We start from the raw sequence: 18,700 nt of genomic DNA on the forward strand, positions 1-18,700 counted from the left end.
GCAGCCGGTCGCTCCTCACCCCTCGCCGACGACCTGCTCGCCGGCGACGATGGTGCCGATCACCTCGATGCGGCCGAGCTCCTCCGGCGCCAGGTCCAACGGGTCCTCGGCGAACACGGTGAGGTCGGCGTCGTAGCCCGGCGCGATGCGCCCGCGGTGACCCGCTTCGCCGGAGGCCAGCGCCGCCTGCACGGTGAAGCCCTCCAGCGCCTCGCGCGCCGACAACGCCTGGTGCGGCTGGAGCGGTTCGGTGCCGGGACGGTCGAACCGACGGCGCAGCTGCGCGTCGGCCATGATCCAGCGCGGGTCGTACGGCGCGATCGGCCAGTCCGACCCGAGCGCGACCACGCCACCGGCGGAACGGATGTCATGCCAGCGGAAGCCGTGGTCGACCCGGACGTCGCCCAGGCGCTGCGACCAGGAGTCGGAGCGGTCGGCCTGGTTGAAGCACGTGCAGTGCAGCGGCTGCATGCTCGCGGCCGCCGCGCGGGTGCCGAAGAGCGCCGCCAGGTCGTCGGGGATCGTCTCGATGTGTTCGATCCTGTGCTGGGCCAGCGCCCCGTACTCGGCGCGCAGTGCCACGAAGAGCTCCAGCACCTGCCGGACGCCGCGATCGCCGATCGCGTGCACGGCGCAGTTGACGCCGGCGCGGTGCAGCGTGGTCACCGCCGCGGTGAACCGGTCGAAGTCACGCCAGAGCGGGTCGAGGCCCTCGCCGCGGGTGTCGGCGTACTCCAGCCAGCCGGTGCCGTGGTCGATGGTGCCGTCGACCATCAGCTTCACCCCCTCGACACGCCAACGCCGCCCGCCGGCGCCCTGCAGCGCCAGCACGTGCTCGGGGCCCACGTCCTCCGGCATCAGCATCGGGTTGAAGCCCAGACGCAGCGGGAGCTGGTGGTCCTGCTCGAGCAGGGTGACCAGCTCCCGCGCCGGGTCGTGGAAGTCCATCGCGTGCAGACCGGTGTAGCCGGTGGCAGCCATGCCCGCGAGCAGGGACCGGAGCCGATCGGCCCGCTCGGCGAGGGAGAGCGGCGGGATGACCCGCTCGACGAGCTCGCAGGCGTCGGACTCGACGAGGTATCCGGTGGGGACGCCGTCGGCGTCGACGTCGACGCGGGAGCGGGAGGCGAACCTCACCGGACCGTCCACCCCGGCCAGGGCGAGCGCCTCGACGGAGGCGACCGCGGCGTGCGCGTCGTAGACCTGCACGTAGCCGGGGACCCCGGCGAACGCCGGACCCAGCGCGGCGGCGGAGGGCCCGAGCGTGGCGAAGACGCGAGGGTTCAGCCCCCAGCCCCGGAGCCACTCCCCCGGCGCCAGCCGGTCGCGCTGCTGTGCCAGGAGATCCCGCACGGCCTCGAGCGTCAAGGCCTCGGAGAGGTCCACGCCGCTGGTCAGGTCGATGCCGGAGACCGGATGGCTGTGGCCGTCGACGAGCCCCGGGGTGATGACCGCCTCGCCGAGGTCGACGACCCGGTCGGCGGACAGGTCGTCCGCCTCGCCGACGGCCAGGATCCGGCCCTCCTCGACCAGCACCGCGTCGGTGCTCGACGCCGTGCCGTCCAGCGTGTGCACCCGGCGGGCCCGGTAGAGCGTGCTCATCCGCGCACCCGCACGCTCAGGCAGGTGACGCAGCCCTCGAGCTTCTCGAACTCGGAGATGTCGACGGTGACGACCTCCAGACCACGCTCGCGCAGCAATGCCTCGGTCCGCGGGGCGGCGGAGCTCATCAGCACCGTCTCCTCGTCGAGCACGACGACATGGCAGCCGGGCTCCTCGGGGACCTCGAGGTAGCGCTCGAAGATGCTCGGATCGTCGACGACCGGGCCGAAGCCGATGATCGTGCCGTCGGGCAGGGCGGTGATGGCGCTCTTGAGATGGAGGGCCTTGGTGACCGGCACCGCGGTCACGGTCCACCCGCGCGGCTCGAGGAGGTCGCGCAACTGCGCGACCGCCCGCAGATCGGTGGTGCCGGTGAGGCCGACGTACACCCGGGTGCCGACCTTGAGCACGTCGCCGCCGTCGAGGTTGCCCTCGGTGATGGTCGCGGTCTCGAGGCCGAGGTCGACCACGACCTTCTCGGTCGCGACGGTCTCGGGGTTGCGTGCCGGCTCCTTCGGGTTGGTCACCACGGCGAGGTCGCCGAAGATCACCACGGCATCCTCGATGAAGACCGAGTCCGGCAGGGTGTGGTCGACCCCGACCTCCACCGTCGCGAAGCCGTGCGCCTCGAGCGCGTCGACGTATCCGCGCCACTGGCGACGCGCGAGGTCGACATCGAGCGGCTGGGCCTCGATGAAGGTGACGATGCCGTCCTGCAGCGTGTCCGCCGGCGGGCGGACGAGAACGTACGGCGGCGTCGGGGCGGTGTGGGCGTTCATCGGATCTCTCCTGTGGGATCTCGGTGTGGTCGTGGGTTCTCCGGCGGGGCGTGCGTCGCGTCGGCCTTACTGCTCTTCCGACTGCTCTCCCGCTCTCCGGTCTCGCGGCGGGTCCTGCCACGGGACGATGGGGTCGAGGAACATCCGCACGACCTCCATCGCGCGGTCGTGGTCGACCGGGCGGTAGCCGACGACCACCCGGATGGTCAGGCCGTCGAGCAGCGCGGAGACGCCCTCGACGAGGAGGTCGATGTCGACCTCGGCCGGAAGCTCGCCGCGCGAGACGGCGTAGGAGAGGACATCGCGGAGCAGCTGCTGCCAGGCCGCCTCGAGCTCGGTGATGAGCTCGAGCACCTCCTTCTGGTGGACGGCGCCGGCCCAGCCCTCCAGCCACAGCAGCAGTCCGCTGTCGTCGAGCCCGGTCGGGGCGCCGGTCTCCAGCAGCCAGTCCCAACGCTCGCGGGCGGACTCCATGCCCTCGAACCGCCCCTGGACGCGGGCACGCAGATCCTCCTCGACCGTGGTGAGAGCGGCCATGAACAGGTCGTTCTTGCTCTCGAAGTAGTAGAGGATGTGCGCCCCGGTCATGCCGAGGCTCTTCCCCACGTCGGCCAGGCGCACGTTGTTCACCCCCTCGGCGCTCAGCGGGCGCACCGCGGCGCGGGCTATCTCGGCCCGGCGGGCCTGTCTCTTGGTCGTCATGCGGGTTCCTCTCCGGAGGCCCCGACCAGGGTCGGAGCGGCGGCGATCAGCTCGGCGGTGTACGGATCCGACGGGGTGGCGAAGACCGTCTCCACCGGACCCTGCTCCACCACCTTGCCGTGTCGCATCACGACGGCGTCGTCGCACACGTACCGGACGAGGTCGAGATCGTGGGTGATGCAGACCAGCGTGACCCCGGTTGTCGCGCGCAACTCGGCGAGCAGGTCCAGCACGGAGGCCTGGACGACGACGTCGAGAGCACTGGTCGCCTCGTCGGCGATGAGCAGGTCCGGCTCCAGGGCGAGCGCCCGGGCGATGCCGACGCGCTGCTTCTGGCCGCCGGAGAGCCGCTTCGGGCGGGCGTCTCGGATCGAGGCGGGCAGATGCACGAGGTCGAGGAGGTGGCCCACCCGCGCGTCCACCTCCGAGGCCGGGACGACCCGGTGCACCGCGAGCAGCTCCTCGAGGACCGAGCCCACCGTGCGGGCCGGGTTAAGCGTCGTGCCGGGATCCTGGAAGACCATCTGGATCGCGCGTCGGGTGGCCAGGTCCCGGGTGCGTGCGAGCGCGCGACCGCGGAAGCGGATCTCCCCGGACGCCAGCTGGTTGAGACCCATCACCGAGCGCATCAGGGTCGACTTGCCGGACCCGGACTCACCGACGATCCCGGTGGCCGTTCCGGCCGCGACACCGAGGCTCACGTCGTCGACGGCGATCACCGGGGCCGTGCCGCGACCGAGCATCCGCGCAAGCGCTCCGGACCTGCCGAAGTGCACCGATGCGTGGTCGATCTCGAGCAGGTCGGTCATCATGCGGCTCCTTCGGCCAGCCGGCGGGCGAGGTTGGCCGCCAGCAGCTCACGGGTGTATTCCTGCGCGGGGGCGGCGACCACCTCGGCCAGCGGGCCGGCCTCGACGAGCTCGCCCCGACGCATCACGAGCAGTCGCTCGCAGACGCGGGAGACGACCGCGAGGTCATGACTGACGAAGACCATCGCCATCTCCCGCTCGGCGACGAGCCCGTGCAGCAGGTCGAGGATCTGCGCCTGCACGCGCACGTCGAGAGCCGTCGTCGGCTCGTCGCACAACAGGATCTCCGGCGCCGAGGCCAGCGCCGCCGCGATCATCACCCGCTGGCGCATGCCGCCGGAGAGCTCGTGCGGCCATGCCCTGAGCCGGCGCTCGGGGTCGGCGATGCCCACCTGGTCGAACAGCTCGACGGCCGCCGTACGCGCGACGGACCGGCTCTCGCCGCGGTGGTGCCGGCGCCAGACGTCGGCCACGAACGAGCCGACCCGCATCGTCGGGTTGAGCGCGGTCGCGGGCTCCTGGAAGACCATCGCCGCGCGGCCCGTGCAGCTGATCTCGCCGGTGCGGCCGATCGACTCCGGCAAGATGCCCAGGACCGCGCGCAGCGTCAGGCTCTTGCCGCTGCCCGACTCCCCCACGATGCCCAGCGTCTCGCCGCGGGCGAGCTCGAAGGAGAGGTCGTGCACGAGCGGCATCCCGTCCTCGGCCTCGAGCCGCAGGTGATGAACGGTGAGCACCATCACGTGGCCTTCCTGTCCTGGAGACCGTCGCCCAGCAACGCGAAGCCGAGCGCGAGGACCGTGATCACCAGGCCGGGCACGATCGTCAGCAGCGGGTGCTGGGCCATGTACGGATCGGCTCCCGCGATCATGTTGCCCCATTCCGGTGTCGGCTCCTGGATGCCGAAGCCCAGGAAGGAGAAGGCGGCCAGTGCCGTGACCGCGAAGACCAGGTCCGAGGTCAGGTAGATCACGGTCTGGCGCAGCGTGTTCGGCAGCACGTGGCGCAGGATGATCCGCGGCGTCCGGAAGCCGGCGGTCACGGCGGCGGTGACGTACTCGGACTCGCGGATGCGGAGCACCTCGATCCGCACCAGCCGGGCGTAGACGACCCACCCGACCAGCGTGAAGCTGATCAGCAGCGACCGGACGCCCGGGCCCAGGCTGAAGACCAGCACGATCATCAGCACGTACATCGGAAACGCCTGCAACAGATCGCTGACCCGCATCACCACGGCGTCGAGCCAACCGCCGACGTAGCCGCAGACCACACCGAGCGCGGTGCCCAGGACGCAGGGCAGCACGGTGACCAGCGCGGCGACGGGGAGGTCGATACGGGCGGCGTACAGCAGCCTGCTGACCTCGTCGCGCCCGACCGCGTCGGTCCCGAGGAGATACGTCGAGGACGGACCGTGCAGCAGGTCGACGATGTGCTGCTGCAACGGATCGTCGGGCGCGATCCAGGGCGCGATCAGCGCCGCGAGAACGTACGCCGCCACGATGCTCGCCCCCGCGACGAGCTTGATCCGCGCCGACCGTGCCGAGGCACGCCGACCGGGCGTCACCACCGGTGCGGCCGGCTGTGCCACCGGGGCACTCACGCCGCCGCCTCCGTCGAGGAGAAGCAACGGTACGGACGCGGCGACCTGAGGTCATGGGTCGCTCGCTGACGCTCACTCATGCCGCGATCCTGACGCGCGGGTCGACGACGGCCGTCACGACGTCGGCGAGCAGGTAGAGCGCGACGACCAGCGCGGCGAAGACCACGACGTAGCCCTGCACCAGGGGGAAGTCCTGGGTGCGGGCGGCGACCACCAGCCCCTGCCCCATGCCCGGGAGGGTGAACGCGACCTCGACCACGACGGTGCCGAAGAGCGCATAGCCGGCCTGCGCGGCCGTCACCGCCACCAGCGGCGAGATGGCGTTGCGGAGCTGGAAGCGGCGCAGCAGGGAACCGCCGCGGTAGCCGAGCGTGCGCGCGGCGAGCACGAACTCCGCCTCGTGCAGTTCGATCATGGTGGCGCGCAGGCTGCGGATCATCGGCGCCAGGATGCTCAGCGCGACCACCAGGCACGGAAGCACGAAGGCCCCGAGATGGGACGCCAGCGTGTCTCCCATGCCGGCGACCGGGAACCAGCCCGTCGGCAGCGCGATCAGCCGAATGGCCATGATGGCCACCCAGAAGGTGGGCAGACCGATGCCGAACACGGCGAGCAGCCGGACGACGTGGTCGACGGCACCGTCCGGCTTGCGTGCCGCCGCGACGGCCAGCGGAACGGTCAGCACCAGGGCCAGCAGGACGCCGAAGCCGGCCAGAGCCATGGTGAGCGGTAGCTGCTCCCCGAGTTGGCCCGCCACCGACTGCCCCGTCTTGAACGAGGTGCCGAGGTTGCCGGTGATCACGTGGCCCACGTAGTCGAGATAGCGCTGCCACACCGGCTGGTCGAGACCGAGCTGGTGCGCGACGGCGTCCACCTGAGACTGCGGGGCCCGAGGGCCGGCGACCATCCGAGCCGGGTCACCCGGCGCCAGGCTGAGCAGCAGCATGGTCAGCAGCAGCACCCCGAGGGTCAGCGGGACGAGGCTGACGAAGCGCCGCGCGACGAATCCGAATCTTCCGTTCATCGGTGCCTCACTGGTTCTTCCAGATCGTGTCGAAGTAGTAGACGCCCCACGGGGTGACGTGCTCCCCGTGGACCTTGGCGCCGACTCCTTCGAGGGCGGGCGTGTTGGCCAGGGCGACGTACGGGACCTGGCCGGTCCACAGGTCCTGGAGCTTGGTGATCTGCGCCTTCTTCTCCGCCGGCGTCGTCGCCGCGCCGTAGGCGGCGAGGATCGCGAACGCCTTGCCGGTCGGGTACCCGGTGAACATCGTGTTGGTGGCCGCGATGTACCACGCCGGATCGGAGGCGTCGGGCGAGATCGCGTTGTTGGAGAAGATCGCGAGCTGGTACTGCCCGCTGCTCATCGCCCCGAACTCGGTAGCCGAGTCGGACTGCTTGAGGTCGACGGTGATGCCGATCTGCTCCAGATCGTCCTGGATCACCAGTGCCATCACGCTGGAGCTGGCGTCGTTGGGGTAGATCAGCGAGAGGTGGGCCGGGGTGGCGCCGGCCGAGGCGAGGTAGGACTTCGCCTTGTCCACGTCGTGGGTGAAGTACGGCGTGCTCGGCGCGGCCCAGTTCTCCAGATTGGTCGGCAGCGCGCCTCGGGGGGAACGGCCGTAGCCGCGCAGCGCGCTGTTCGAGATGGCGTCGTAGTCGATCGCGTTCGCGATGGCGCGCCGGACGTCCACGTCGGCGAGCGCGCCGTCCTTGGTGTTCATCAACAGCACCGGCGTGAGGTGCTCGGGTCCGGCGTACACCTCGTTCTTGGGAAGCGTCGCCGCCGTCACCGGCAGGATCTCGTCGGCCATGTCGGCCTCACCGGACTGGATCTGCAGCGTCACCGAGTTCGGGTCGCTGGCGAAGTCGCTGTCGATCTCATCGACGTACGGCAGACCCTTGCGGTAGTAGTGCGGGTTCCGCTTCAGGATCACCTCGCCGTTGCCGCTCCACTTCTCCACGGTGAACGGTCCGGCCCCGATCGGGTGCTGCCAGAAGTCGGCCTCGGACATCCCGGCGAAGTCCTGCGGGACGACACCCGCGTTGGCCCAGGAGAGGAACGCGATCAGGGTGGTGTCCGGCCCGCTCAGATGCAGCACCAGCGTCTTCGGGTTCACGATCTGGATCGTCTTGATGTCGGCGAACGTGGCGCCGTAGTTCGGGCCCGACTGCCAGGTCCGGATCGAGAACTTCACATCCTCGGCGGTGAGCTGCTTGCCGTTGCTGAACCTCGCCCGCGGCTGGAGGTGCAGGGTCAGCTGATCGCCGGTCTTGTTGTACCGCCAGGACCTCGCGAGCCCGGGAGCCAACGACGTGCCGTCGTCGCCCACCCGGACCAGCGGCTCGAGGACCGCCTGCGAGATCTGGTACGTCGAGTTGAGCGTGCCCTTGTCGAGGTCGAAGCCCTCGAACGGGTTCGCCCGAAGCGTGTGCAGCACACCCCCATGGACCGGCGTCCCACCGGACGAGGACGCCCCGGTCGCGCAGGCGCCGAGGCTGGCGCCCAGGCTCGCGACCAGCACCGTGGCGACGACCAGCCTGAGACGTCGGCGACTCGGCATGTGACGCTCCTCCGAAATTTTGAATGTGATTCAAAGTTCGGTTCAGGTTAGCGGCGCGACCGACGGCTGTGAAGGGGTTGCGCGAGTTTTCTCGCGATCGGCATACGGCCGAAACAATCCCGACCGGCCACCTGATGGGGTCGGCGAGCCTTGCCCACCCTCGGCCGCCGGGCGCTATGGTGTGACCGACGGCGGTGGGGCTCGCCGACAACCGCGACGACCATCGCCAACAGTCCCTACCTGACGAAGGTAGGAGACCTCATGTCCCGATCAGTGCCCCTCCCCACCGCGGGCGAGACGTTCGACTCCGGCGAGGCGTGCCCCTCGCCGTCCCGCGTGTCACGAGACGACTCACCTCCGGCCAGCGCTCGGGAAGCGTCATGATGCTCGGGCCCGGTCCGGCGCTGCGGCTGACGGTCTATCTGAAGGTGAACGCGCGCTGGCACCACAAGCCCGCGTACTCCGAGATCGTCGCGCGGGCCCACGCGGCCGGGCTGGCCGGAGCCAGCGTCTTCCATGGCAACGAGGGCTTCGGCAAGTCCGAGCACATCCACACCACCCACCTGCTCTCGTTCAACGGCGATCTGCCCTGTGCGGTCATGATCATCGACGCCGAGGACCGCATCCGAGCGTTCCTGCCGCGCATCGAGGAGATCCTCGAGGACGGGATCGTGTTCCTCGAGCCGGTGGAGGTCGTGCACTACGTCGGCTCCCGGGACGGTCGCCGATGAGCCTCGCGACCGGGCCGGCGGCCCGGCTGACGATCATCCTGCACGCCGACGCCTACTGGCACCATCACTCGCTCTCGGATGAGATCCTGCACCGCGCGCTCGAGGCCGGCCTCGCCGGAGCCAGCCGCTTCCACGGCATCGAAGGCTTCGGCCGCTCGGGACGGCTGCACACCGACATCGATCCCGACACCATGAGCAGCCTTCCGGCCGAGGTCGTCATCGTCGATCCCTCACCCGAGCGCCTCCGTGAGTTCCTCTCCCAGCTCGACGAGATCCTCGACCACGGCATCGCCATCATCGACACCGTCGAGGTCGCCATCGTCAGCCGGCCGGCCCCGCCCGTGACCCCGGGCCCGCGGTCGACGCGGAGTGAGACGAAGTGAGACGAAGTGAGCCGAAGTGAGCCGAAGTGAGCCGGGAGTGAGTGAGGACTCCACCCTCGCGCGCGAGGACACGGATCGGCCCTGGCTGTCCACGGGGGTGCTCTCGGTGGGGCTGGCCTCCCTGGGCAGCGACTCCGGTCACGAGATGACCACCAGCCTGCTCCCCACCTTCCTCTCCTCCACCCTGCATGCCGGGCCGGGGGCGCTGGGCGTGATCGAGGGCGTGTCGGACGCCCTGGTGGGCCTGAGCAAGCTCGCCGGCGGCCCGCTCAGCACCAGTCCGGCGCGACGCGGCCGGCTCGCCTCGGGTGGCTATCTGGCCACGGCCGTGGCGACCGGTCTCATCGGCCTCGTCACGGCCGTGTGGCAGGTGGCCGTGCTCAGAGCGCTCGCCTGGACCTCGCGCGGGCTGAGGTCGCCCGCGCGAGACGCCATGCTCATGTCCCTGGTCGACCGGTCGGCGTACGGCAGGGCCAGCGGGGTCGAGCGCGCCGGCGACAACCTCGGCGCCCTGATCGGACCGTTGCTCGCGGCCGGGCTGGTCGGCCTCATCGGCGTACGACACACGCTGGTGCTCGCCGCCGTACCGGGATTGCTGGCGGCGCTGGCGATCACCGCCGCCGCTCGCGAGGCCGGCCGGGTCGTCTCCGCTCCGGCCGGCCGGGAGGCGTTGAGCTTCCACGTCGGCGAGCTGCGCCGCGCCGGGCTGCTGCGCGTGCTGATCGCGCCCGGACTCTTCGAGCTCGGCAATCTCGCCACCACCCTGCTGATCCTGCGCGCCACCGACCTCCTCCAGTCCGACGGCCACTCTCCCTCGACCGCCACCACCATCGCGATCCTGCTCTACGCCGGCCACAACGCGCTCGCCGCGCTGAGCTCGGTGGTCGCCGGGTTCGCCGCCGACCGGTTCGGTCCCCGGCTGGTCTTCGGCGTCGGCTCGGGCGCCTACGTCGCGGCCTACGCGCTCTTCGCACCCACCCGGCACGAGATCTGGCTGATCGCCCTCGCGTTCTGCCTGGCCGGCGTCGGGATCGGCTGTGCGGAGACGGCCGAGTCGACCATGGTCGCCCGGGCACTGCCCGATCGACTGCGCGGCAACGGCTTCGGCTTCCTCGGGCTGATCCAGTCCTTCGGGGACCTCGGCGCCACCCTGGTGGCCGGCCTGATCTGGTCGCTCGTCTCCCCCACCGCGGCCTTCGTGTACGCCGCCGGCTGGATGGTGCTCGCGGTGGCGGCCACCGGCATCACCAGGAACGCCACCCGGGACACCACCGAGCCCACCACGTCCACACCCGAATCCGATTGAGTCCGATTGAGTCCGATTGAGGAGCCTCCATGACCATCACCCTTGCCTCGCTCCAGGCCCACGAGATCCTCGACTCCCGCGGGCGCCCGACGCTGCAGGTCGCGCTGACCACCTCCACCGGTGAGGAGTTCACCGCGCAGGTCCCCAGCGGAGCCTCGACCGGGAGCGGCGAGGCCGTCGAGCTGCGCGACCACGATCCCGAACGCTATGACGGCAAGGGGGTGCTCACCGCCGTCGCACACGTGAACGAGGCGATCGCCGACGCCCTGGTCGGGCGGCCCTTCGCCGCTCAGGCCGACCTCGACGCCGCCCTCCTGGACCTGGACGGGACCCGCGACAAGTCCGCCCTGGGGGCCAACGCGATCGTCGGGGTGTCGATCGCCGCCGTCCGGGCGTTCGCCGCCGCGGCGGCCCGGCCGCTGTGGTCCCAGCTGAGCGTGGACGGTGCGGCGCCACGACTGCCGGTGCCACACTTCAACGTCGTCAACGGCGGCGCCCACGCACCCAACGCGCTGGACTTCCAGGAGTTCATGATCGCGCCGATCGGGGCGCCGTCCTATCCCGAGGCGTTGCGGGCCGGAGCGGAGATCTACGGCAGGCTGCGCACCCGACTGGCCGCCGCGGGCCATGCCGGCGGGCTCGGCGACGAGGGCGGGTTCGCGCCCGAGCTGTCCCATCCCGACGAGGTCCTGCAGATCCTGGTGGCGGCCATCGACGACGCCGGCTACCGACCGGACCGGCATGGGGTCGCGATCGCGCTCGATCCGGCGGCCAGCGAGTTCGGCGAGCACGGCAGCTACACCGTGGCCGGCCGGCGCTGGTCCTCCGCGGACCTGATCGGCTACTACGAGGAGATCGTCGACCGATTCCCGATCTGGAGCATCGAGGACGGCCTGGGCGAGGACGACTCGACCGGCTGGCAGGAGCTGACCGCCCGGCTCGGGGAACGCGTGCAGTTGGTCGGCGACGACAACTTCGTCACCAACCCGCGGATCATCGAGCAGGCGATCGCCGACGGCATCGGCAACGCCGCGCTGATCAAGGTGAACCAGATCGGCACCGTGACCGAGACCCTGGAGGCGATGAGCCTGTGCCGTCAGGCCGGCTATGCCGCGATGATCTCGCACCGCTCCGGCGAAACCCCCGACACCTTCATCGCCGACCTCGCGGTCGGCTCCGGCTGTGGCCAGCTCAAGTCCGGGGCACCTGCCCGTGGCGAGCGCGTCGCCAAGTACAACCGCCTCCTCGAGATCGCCGGCGAGGCCCGGCGGCCCGACGGCAGCACCGGCCTGGCCTTCGGAATCGAGGCGAGATGAGCACTCCCCGCGGGCGAACCGACCGTGCGACCGCCGAGCCCACCAACGAACCCACCAACGAGTCCGACGGTCCCACCGAGCCCAGCGCCGTCGTCTACCTGGTCCGGCACGGACAGACCGCCCTCAACGCCGGCGGTCGGCTCCGCGGACTGCTGGATCCACCGCTGGACCAGGAGGGAGAACGGCAGGTCCAGATGCTCGGCGCCGCCTTCGCCGAGCTTCGTCGACGGCCGCGGCGCGTCGTCGCCGGTCCACTGACCCGCACCCAGCAGACCGCCGGCGCGATCGCCCGCGCCCTCGGGCTCGAGGTGCTCACCGACGAGCGCCTGGTCGACCGTGACTACGGCCCGTGGACCGGAGAGCCGGCCGACCAGGTCCGGGCGCAGTACGGCCCGGGGCTGGTCGATCTCCCCGGCGCCGAGCCGGTCGCCCAGGTCGTCCGGCGCGCCCGCGCGGCACTCGACGCCCAGGCCTCCGATCTCGCCGGGCCGGTGGTCCTGGTGGCGCACGATGCGGTCAACTCCCACCTGCTCGCCGCACTCGACCCGGCCCTCGGCGCCGCCCACGACATCACGCAGGACACCGCATGCTGGAACCGGCTGGAGCGGACGCCGTCCGGCTGGCGGGCCATCGTGGTCAACGGCCACGCCGGCACGCTGCACGACGGTCCGTGCGAGTGACTCCGCGTCTCACCCGCGGGTTCCAGCAGCTGAGCCCGCCGGCCGGTCAGGAGACGGCGGCCACCAGCGCCACCACCGCGAGCAGCACCAGCAGCATGTAGGCCATGTAGGCGTCGAGCCGGCCGGACTGGAGCCTGGTCGCGATCCGGGCCGCCGCCTGCAGGACCGCGTACGCCGGACGGTAGAGGTAGCGCCCGACGATCTCGACCACGTCCACCTCATAGGCCAGGTTCGTGCCGGAGACCGACTCCGCGGACCGGTCCACGCTCGCCCCGCGGTCTCCGGCCAGCCGGACCGCGGCGCGCCGCTCGGCGGCCGAGACCTCCTGGATCTGGTGGTGGGTCAGCAGCAGGTTGGCCAGCACCTTGCGCATGGGGTTGGCGTAACCGAACGAGGTGTACCCCACACCCCGGTCCACGCCGGGAGACGCCGAGGACCACGCCGGCACCCGGCGCACCCGCCAGGGCCGGCGGCCGGACAGGCAGCTCACCACCACGACCAGCAGGACCAGATAGCCGGGGATCACCAGCCACAGCCAGGACGGCGAGAGGGAGGAGAACCCGGAGAACACCGGCTGGATCGCCCAGTCGGACGCGTGTGCCTGGTCGACCGCGTCGGCCACCAGCGGGCGCACCCCGGCCGAGATCAGGTCGATCTCCCACGGCGCCGCGGCCGCCGCCCCCAGGCAGCCGAGGACCAGGAGGGTCACGGCGACCTTGAGGCCGAGCGCCTCGTGACGGCGGCGCACCCCCGAGGCGGCGCCGAAGCCGGTCAGCGCGATCAGCCTGACGAAGGTGACCCCGGCGACGCCGATCGAGAGCGCGACCAGCGCACCGGCGACGGCGGAGGCCAGCTGCATGCCCAGGTGATCGATGCGGAACTGCTGCATCAGCGACTCCAGGGTCAGCCACTCCGAGGCGAACCCGGCGGTCAGCGGCAGGCCGGCGAGCGTGAGGGCGCCCACGACCAGCCCGGCACCGGTCCAGGGCTGGCTCCGGGCGACGTCGCGCAGGGCATCGAGGTCCGCGGTGCGATGCGTCTCCTCGACCTCGCGCACCACCACGAACAGCAGGCTCTTGCCCAGCGCGTGCGCGATCACCTGGGCGGTGGCGGCCAGCAGACCAGCGGCCATCAGGCGCCGATCCCCGACGTGGGAGCCGATCAGCGCCACGCCGTACCCGGCCCCGATCACGCCGGCGTTCTCCACGCTCGACCAGGCCACCAGGCCGCGCAGATCCGGGTGCACCGCGCCATGGGCGATGCCGAGCACGGCGGTGACGCCGGCGACGATCAACACCACGATGGCGAGCCAGGCGGGCGCCGGACCGAGCAGGTCCAGGGTGCGCCACATCCCGTAGAAGCCGACGTTCACCGCGGCGCCCGCCATGATCGCCCGGGCCGGCCCGGGCGCGGTCGCGTACGCCGGCGGCAGCCAGACCTGGACCGGCACGGCGCCGATCTTGACCGCGAACCCGACGAGCAGGAGCGCGAAGGCGAGGTGGGCGAGGTGTCCGTGCGCCTGCTGCAGGTCGGCGTACCCCAGACCGCCCCCGGAGCGTGCGGCGAGCAGCCCGCCGAGCAGGACCGCCGCGCCGCTGGCCTTGCCGAAGCTGGCCGCGGCGAGTGCCGCCGAGGGGGCCCGCGGATCCGCTCGGTCGAACCCGGTGAGCAGGAAGAAGCCGAGAGTCAGGCCCTCCCAACCGAAGAGGAGCCAGAACAGATGGTTCGCGGCGAGGACGAAGAGCACCGAGGCGAGACAGGCCGCCACGGCGGCCGGCAGCCGGGGCAGCCTCGCCGAGGCCTGCGACGAGCCGCGCAGCCCGGTCAGACACGCGGGCAGCGCCACGCCGAGCGCGATGACGACAAAGAGACCGCCGAGCCGATCCAGCTCGAGTCCACCGGAGCCGAGGCCCTGACCCAGGTCCTCGAACGGACCGAGCGGCACCCGTACGTCGTGGCCGGTCAGCGCCCTCGCCCCGCCGACCACCGCGAGGGCACAGCCGGCCGCATTGGCCAGCCAGGCCACCGCCGGGCGCCGGGCCGGGCCGGGCACGACCGACGCGAGTGCGGCGAGCGCCCAGGCGACGAAGGCCAGGAGCAGGATCATCGGGCCCCTCCTCCATGCTGGTCACGGACGCCCGGCCGGCGAGGTGGCACTCGGTCCAGCGCGAGCAGGATGCCGTGCAGGATGCTGAACGGGGACGCCGGCGAGCCGGGGACCCAGACGTCGACGTCGACCAGGTTGCCCACCCCGCCGTCGCTGGCATAGCCGCTGCCGAACAGTCCGCCGCTGACCGCATCGGTCCCGACGGCGATGACCACGACCGGGTCGGGCATCGCCTGCCGGGTTCGCTGCAGGGGCGCGTGCATCCCGGCGGAGCCGATGCCCGTCACCATCAAGATGTCGGCGTGTCGTGGACTGGCGGTGAAGAAGATGCCGAGCCGGTGGACGTCGTAGACGGGGTTGACCAGCGCCTGGATCTCCCACTCGTCGCTGCCGTCCGAGCCGACGTCGACATGTCGGATGTGGACCGACCGCCGCAGCGCGCGGACCCGGCCGGCCAGCCGGTCCCGCACCTCCCGGACGCCTCGTTCGCTGCCCGGACCGGCCCGGGCGACCAGGGCCCGCCGGGTCAGGTCGGCGAGATCCGCGCCGGAGCGCCAGGCGAAGAGGTCCGGCCGCTCGGCGACACATCGACCACAGTTGATGCAGGCGCCGCGGTCGACGGCGATGCCTCCCGCCATGCCGTCTCGGGCCACCAGGGCGCCGGTCGGACAGATCGCGTCGAGGGCCGCCTGCGAGCCGAGGCCGCCGGCCGGGTTCGCCGGCTCGTGGTCGGATCGCACCTCCACGGTGCCCGGGAACTCCTCGAAGTAGCGGTCCGAGCGGTGCGGATAGCGACTGGTCAGGACTCCGTTGCGCAGGCCGCGCATCGCCCAGGGCAGGGGCATCTCAATGGCCTCCGTTCGTCGATGCGGGACTCGTCTGGGGACGTGCGTCGAGCGTGGTCACATCGCCACCCCCGCGTAGCCGAGGCCGAAGCTCGCCTCGATGAAGGGGAAGTCGGTGAAGACGTCACCGGCGAACACGTCGTGGAACAGCACCAGGTTGTGGAAGGAGGCCGATCGGGCGAAGCAGCGCCGTACGACGCCTCGGCTGATCTCCACGGCGTGGACGACCTCACCCTGGGCCGACTCGGCGGCACCGACGCCGAGGCCGTCCGGCGGTGCCGGCGCGGGTGCGGCGAGCGGCGCCACGTCGCGCGAGCCCAGCATCTCGAGCGCGTCGATCGCCAGCTCGTGCGAGGTCGTCAGCTCGTGCCAGCGGACCCGGGCCCGGGCCAGGACGTCACCCGTGGTGACCCGTGGCCGCGGCACCGGAGCCAGATCCAGGTAGCCGTCGTACGGCCGCTCGCGGCGGACGTCGTTGTCGACGCCGCTGGCGCGGCCGATCGGCCCGAGCGCGCCGTACCGACGAGCGACCTGAGCCTCCAGCGGGCCGGTGGTGCGCAGCCGGTCGAGGAAGGAGGCGGACGACTCCAGCGCGGCGACGTCGGCACGGATGCGTTGATCCAGCCGCCGGAGCTCGGTGGTCAGCGCCGGTGCGTCGATCCGGACCCCGCGGCTCAGCCCGCCCACCGTGACGGTGCCCCGACCGAATCTGCTCCGGCACAGCTCGGAGAGCAGTCGCATCACCCGCTCCTTGTGCCAGCCGAACCGGCTGGTCGCCACCGCCAGGCCGGCGGCGTCGGCGAGGCGCATCGTGACGTCGAGGTGGTTCGAGATCCGCTCCAGCTCGGCCAGCACGGTGCGGACCAGGCGCGCCTCGGCCGGCACCTCGAGGTCGCCGAGCGTCTCGATGGCGTGGCAGAACGCCAGCGCGTGGGCCACCGAGCTGATCCCCTCGACCCGTTCGGCGACCAGCACGGCGTCGCCGGCCGGACGGCTCTCGAACTGCTTGGCGATGCCGCGATGCTTGTAGTGCGGGCGCACGTTGAGGTGGGGGATGTCCTCGCCGGGCGTCTCGATGAGGAACTCGATCGACTCGAAGACGCCCGAGCGCACCGGCCCCAGCGGCAGGGTGAACATGCCGTGCCCGGCGACGTCCACCGGCCCGGGTCGCTCGCCGATCGTCGGCCGGGTGGTCTCGCTCGCCGGCGCTCCGGGAAGCGGCGCCGGGGAGGTCCCCGCGCGATCCAGCAGCAGCGGATCCAGTCGTGGATGCCGCAGCGGCACGACGCCGGAAAGATCGTGGAGGGCCCGCTCGTACCAGAAGGCGGCCGGCACGTCCCGGCTCAGCGAGGGGTAGCAGATGACCCCGTCCCGGTCGGGCGCGACGATCGTGCTCACCACCTCGAGCCGGTCGGCGTCGGCCAGCAGCGCGGTCAGCTGGCAGCTGCCCTCCTCGTCGGTGCCGTACAGGCCGGCCAGCCGGCTGCCGGCGCCGACTCGGCTCCGGACGACGCCCTCCCACTCGCCCAGGGCGAGCAGTCGCCCCCGCGGACCGACCGGGACCGACGCGGTCATCGCGCCACCGCCCCGGTGAGCTGGTCGGCGGCCGTCTGCAGGACCGCTGCCAGATCGCCCGGCGGATGGATCCCCAGCACGAGCAGCACCGCCAACCCCGCCAGAGTCGGCGCCACCATCCAGTAGCTCGGCTCGCGTCCGGGGTGGTCCTCACCGCGGGGTGAGCGATCCTGGCCGGCGCCCTCGCCGGTGCTCCCCGGGCTACCGCCGCGCGCGTGTCGGGGCGGCGTACGCCGATCACCCGGGGCGCCCGCGGCACTCGCGGGGCCCTGATCGCTCCGGTCGCCCGCGACGGCTCCCGCCAGGACGAGCTGGGGTGCCGACTCGCCCGCCGGTTCTCCGGACGCTCCGGACGGCTCGGCGGGACGGGTGAGCACCATCCGCCCGACCGCACCGACCAGGCCGAGGAAGGCGACGGTGACCAGCACGATCAGGATCGCCGCCGGCGTCGTACGCCCCGCGCCCACGCCACCGGCGACGATGTCGAACTCGCTGCGGAACAGGCCGAACGGTGGCAACGCGCACAGCGCCAGCACCGAGGCCAGGAAGATGGGCCCGCTCCAGGGCAACCGGTCCATCACCCCCCGGATCCGGTCCAGGGACTTGGTCTGGAAGACGCGAACGATGACCCCCGATCCCATGAAGGCGTTGCCCTTGGCGGCGGCATGGGCGAGCACGTGCAGGAGTACGCCGACCAACGCGAGCCGCACGCCGAAGGAGACGCCGATCGCCAGGATGCCCATGTGCTCGACGCTGGAGTAGGCGAGCAGGCGCTTGACGTCGCTCTGCCGGAGCAGGCTCAGCGCGGCGAGCAGCAGCGAGGCGATCCCGAAGACGAGCAGCACCCGTTGCGGGAACGCCGGTCCGAGGGCCACGTGGGCGACCTGGTAGTAACGCAGGATGGCGTAGAAGCTCACCGCGAGCAGCGATCCCGACAGCAGCGCCGAGACCGGCGTCGGCGCCTCGGCGTGCGCGTCCGGCAGCCAGGTGTGCAACGGCACCAGGCCGACCTTGGTGCCGAAGCCGACCACGGCCAGGACGAAGGCCAGCCGGACCGGGGTCGCCGGGAGCTGGGCGGCATGGGCGATCAGCGGGTCCAGGGCGAGGTCGTAGGACTGACCGAGGGACTGCGCGCCGGCGTAGTACATGACGATCGTGGCCAGCAGCGCGACGCCCAGTCCGCAGGAAGCGATCAGGACGTACTTCCAGGCCGCCTCGGTGGCGCCCTCGGTGTTGTCGAGTGCGACCAGCAGAGCCGAGACCACGGTGGTCACCTCGACCGCGATCCAGAGCAGTGCGAGACCGTCGCCCATCGGTGCGCACAGCATGGACCAGGCGAAGGCGTTGAATCCGACGAAGAAGAGCCGGCTGTAGCGACCGAAGACCCGTTGTTCGACGGCATCGGCCCGGGCCGCGTGCCGGGCCTCGTCGCCGAGGTAGCCGATCGCGAACGCGGCGGTCGCGGCGTACAGGAATCCGGTGGGGAGCAGGAATACCACCGAGAGCGCGTCGACCCGGAGGAAGCCGACCGAGACGGTGCCGTCCCCGACCGCCGGGACGAGCCGGATCACCGCGGCCAGGCAGATCAGGCCGACGACGAAGGTGGTGATCGCGGCCGGTCGGTGCGGCAGCACGACGCAGGCCAGTGCTCCCAGCGCCGGCAGGACGGCCAGGACGAGGAGCAGGGTCGAGATGCTCATG

General features: G+C 71.8%; 17 protein-coding genes. 5 read left to right on the forward strand and 12 right to left on the reverse strand.

The annotated features are described in order from the left end of the window. Positions 1-15: 15 nt before the first annotated feature. The 8 genes from QM638_RS11990 to QM638_RS12025 form a co-directional block, all read right to left on the reverse strand. Positions 16-1,602 (reverse strand): amidohydrolase, encoded by a 1,587-nt coding sequence (locus QM638_RS11990; RefSeq protein WP_415142205.1) that lies wholly within the window; start codon positions 1,600-1,602, stop codon positions 16-18. Continuing rightward, positions 1,599-2,381, reverse strand: a complete 783-nt coding sequence (gene ddaH, locus QM638_RS11995; RefSeq protein WP_415142206.1) for a dimethylargininase — start codon at positions 2,379-2,381, stop codon at positions 1,599-1,601. Before ddaH ends, QM638_RS11990 begins: the two co-directional genes overlap by 4 nt. Positions 2,382-2,447: 66 nt before the next feature. Next, positions 2,448-3,083 (reverse strand): TetR family transcriptional regulator C-terminal domain-containing protein, encoded by a 636-nt coding sequence (locus tag QM638_RS12000; RefSeq protein WP_415142207.1) that lies wholly within the window; start codon positions 3,081-3,083, stop codon positions 2,448-2,450. Next, on the reverse strand, positions 3,080-3,892 hold the full coding sequence (locus QM638_RS12005) for an ABC transporter ATP-binding protein (protein ID WP_415142208.1): 813 nt from the start codon (positions 3,890-3,892) through the stop codon (positions 3,080-3,082). The genes QM638_RS12000 and QM638_RS12005 overlap by 4 nt, the downstream gene beginning before the upstream one ends. After that, on the reverse strand, positions 3,892-4,632 hold the full coding sequence (locus tag QM638_RS12010; RefSeq protein ID WP_415142209.1) for an ATP-binding cassette domain-containing protein: 741 nt from the start codon (positions 4,630-4,632) through the stop codon (positions 3,892-3,894). Before QM638_RS12010 ends, QM638_RS12005 begins: the two co-directional genes overlap by 1 nt. Continuing rightward, on the reverse strand, positions 4,632-5,492 hold the full coding sequence (locus QM638_RS12015) for an ABC transporter permease (protein WP_415142210.1): 861 nt from the start codon (positions 5,490-5,492) through the stop codon (positions 4,632-4,634). Before QM638_RS12015 ends, QM638_RS12010 begins: the two co-directional genes overlap by 1 nt. 76 nt (positions 5,493-5,568) lie before the next feature. Then, a complete protein-coding gene (locus QM638_RS12020) occupies positions 5,569-6,516 on the reverse strand; it encodes an ABC transporter permease (RefSeq protein WP_415142211.1) in 948 nt (315 codons plus the stop codon). A gap of 7 nt (positions 6,517-6,523) precedes the next feature. Further along, positions 6,524-8,056 (reverse strand): ABC transporter substrate-binding protein, encoded by a 1,533-nt coding sequence (locus tag QM638_RS12025; protein WP_415142212.1) that lies wholly within the window; start codon positions 8,054-8,056, stop codon positions 6,524-6,526. 380 nt (positions 8,057-8,436) lie between these two features. Between QM638_RS12025 and QM638_RS12030 the strand changes: the two genes are divergently transcribed. Genes QM638_RS12030 through QM638_RS12050 form a run of 5 tightly spaced genes read left to right on the forward strand, consistent with a single transcriptional unit; the run spans position 8,437 to position 12,472 of the window. Continuing rightward, entirely contained in the window at positions 8,437-8,787 is a 351-nt protein-coding gene (locus QM638_RS12030) for a DUF190 domain-containing protein (RefSeq protein WP_415142213.1), read from the forward strand. Continuing rightward, the gene (locus tag QM638_RS12035) at positions 8,784-9,170 is read left to right on the forward strand and encodes a DUF190 domain-containing protein (RefSeq protein ID WP_415142214.1); all 387 of its coding nucleotides are present in this window, start codon (positions 8,784-8,786) and stop codon (positions 9,168-9,170) included. The genes QM638_RS12030 and QM638_RS12035 overlap by 4 nt, the downstream gene beginning before the upstream one ends. Before the next feature lie 37 nt (positions 9,171-9,207). Continuing rightward, positions 9,208-10,476, forward strand: a complete 1,269-nt coding sequence (locus tag QM638_RS12040) for an MFS transporter (RefSeq protein ID WP_415142215.1) — start codon at positions 9,208-9,210, stop codon at positions 10,474-10,476. A gap of 29 nt (positions 10,477-10,505) precedes the next feature. Continuing rightward, the gene (gene eno / locus QM638_RS12045; protein ID WP_415142216.1) at positions 10,506-11,792 is read left to right on the forward strand and encodes a phosphopyruvate hydratase; all 1,287 of its coding nucleotides are present in this window, start codon (positions 10,506-10,508) and stop codon (positions 11,790-11,792) included. Beyond that, positions 11,789-12,472 carry a histidine phosphatase family protein gene (locus QM638_RS12050; RefSeq protein WP_415142217.1) on the forward strand — a complete coding sequence of 228 codons (684 nt, stop codon included), beginning with the start codon at positions 11,789-11,791 and terminating at the stop codon, positions 12,470-12,472. The genes eno and QM638_RS12050 overlap by 4 nt, the downstream gene beginning before the upstream one ends. A gap of 46 nt (positions 12,473-12,518) precedes the next feature. On the opposite strand, the gene QM638_RS12055 is transcribed toward QM638_RS12050, so the two are convergent. From QM638_RS12055 to QM638_RS12070, 4 genes are read right to left on the reverse strand one after another with little or no spacing between them, the layout of a single operon-like run. After that, positions 12,519-14,579, reverse strand: coding sequence for a proton-conducting transporter membrane subunit (locus tag QM638_RS12055; protein WP_415142218.1), 2,061 nt, complete (start codon positions 14,577-14,579; stop codon positions 12,519-12,521). After that, positions 14,576-15,424, reverse strand: coding sequence for a hypothetical protein (locus tag QM638_RS12060; protein ID WP_415142219.1), 849 nt, complete (start codon positions 15,422-15,424; stop codon positions 14,576-14,578). The genes QM638_RS12055 and QM638_RS12060 overlap by 4 nt, the downstream gene beginning before the upstream one ends. A 57-nt stretch (positions 15,425-15,481) precedes the next feature. Next, positions 15,482-16,999 carry an NADH-quinone oxidoreductase subunit C gene (locus QM638_RS12065; RefSeq protein WP_415142220.1) on the reverse strand — a complete coding sequence of 506 codons (1,518 nt, stop codon included), beginning with the start codon at positions 16,997-16,999 and terminating at the stop codon, positions 15,482-15,484. Then, positions 16,996-18,699: a proton-conducting transporter membrane subunit gene (locus QM638_RS12070; protein WP_415142221.1), complete on the reverse strand. Its 1,704-nt coding sequence runs from the start codon at positions 18,697-18,699 to the stop codon at positions 16,996-16,998. The genes QM638_RS12065 and QM638_RS12070 overlap by 4 nt, the downstream gene beginning before the upstream one ends. Position 18,700 lies beyond the last annotated feature (1 nt).

The organism is Nocardioides sp. (assembly GCF_047606145.1).
GTDB lineage: Bacteria > Actinomycetota > Actinomycetes > Propionibacteriales > Nocardioidaceae > Nocardioides.